Origin of the sequence: Arthrobacter sp. TB 26 (assembly GCF_000427315.1) — a bacterium.
Taxonomy (GTDB): Bacteria; Actinomycetota; Actinomycetes; order Actinomycetales; family Micrococcaceae; genus Arthrobacter.
The window spans coordinates 1-816 of record NZ_AUPJ01000403.1; the positions used below are offsets into that span (position 1 = coordinate 1).

Annotated in this window: 2 protein-coding genes and 1 pseudogene (1 of these 3 only partly in view); all 3 read right to left on the reverse strand. The window is 62.0% G+C overall.

Translation table 11 applies throughout. The features are described 5' to 3' along the window. Positions 1 to 366: Rho termination factor N-terminal domain-containing protein (locus K789_RS0115630; protein WP_029705142.1), on the reverse strand; the 366-nt coding region annotated here is incomplete at its 3' end. A 69-nt stretch (positions 367 to 435) separates the two neighbouring features. Continuing rightward, positions 436 to 639, reverse strand: coding sequence for a hypothetical protein (locus tag K789_RS25180; RefSeq protein ID WP_128081645.1), 204 nt, complete (start codon positions 637 to 639; stop codon positions 436 to 438). 52 nt (positions 640 to 691) lie between these two features. Next, positions 692 to 816: pseudogene (gene thrB, locus K789_RS23285) on the reverse strand (homoserine kinase) (its annotated part continues 812 nt past the right edge of the window); the annotation flags it as partial.

Genomic DNA, 816 nt, shown 5'->3' on the forward strand with positions numbered 1-816 from the left:
GCGGCCACGTCCGCGGGCACGGGGGTTCTCCTGGGCCGGAGCCTCGGACTCGCTAGCGGGCGCTGCAGCAGGTGCAACAGTCGGAGCGGCGGACTGGGCGACGCTACCGTTGTCGGTCGCCTTTTCAGCAGCGCGGGCCGGAGCCTTGCTCACGGGAGTACCGGCGCGGTGGGCGGAAATGGCAGAGACAAGATCGCCCTTCCGCATCCGGGAACCGCCGGAAATCCCCAGCTGGCTGGCAAGAGCCTGGAGCTGGGCGAGCTTGAGGCCGGCAAGGCCGCTGCTCTTGGCGGGTGCTGCCGTTGACGATCCGGCAGCAGAAGATGATGTTTCCACAGCTGAAGACAGCTCAGTGGTTTCGGTCACGAAGGATCCTTCCCCCTCGACGGCGTCCAGGCTAGGAGCTGGACGCGATGATTTGATCTGGGCTGCAGTTCAGATCTGCAGCCGGGATTTCGGCCTTGCCGGATGGATGTTGGCCAGCACGGCCGGATATTGCAACACCAGCCGCGTTCCGGAGAAATAAGGAACGGCGGGCTGACTTTTCAGGGGAGCAGAGATTGTTTCTGCGGATTCCTGCGTCAGACCGAAAGCAGGTGGCACCGGAAAATATTGCGCAGTGAAAGATGAGAAAGGCAACTAGGCCAACATCGCGGTCTTTTGAACGGTAACTGAATTACCGCCTGCGTGATTACCGCCGGTGCACTTCCACTTTAGCACCTTCAACGTCCACAGCCAGCTTCATCACACGCCAGCCCACGTCCGGCGTGTTGCCGGACGTGAAGGCGCCGATGAACTCCATGGCGGCATCGGCTT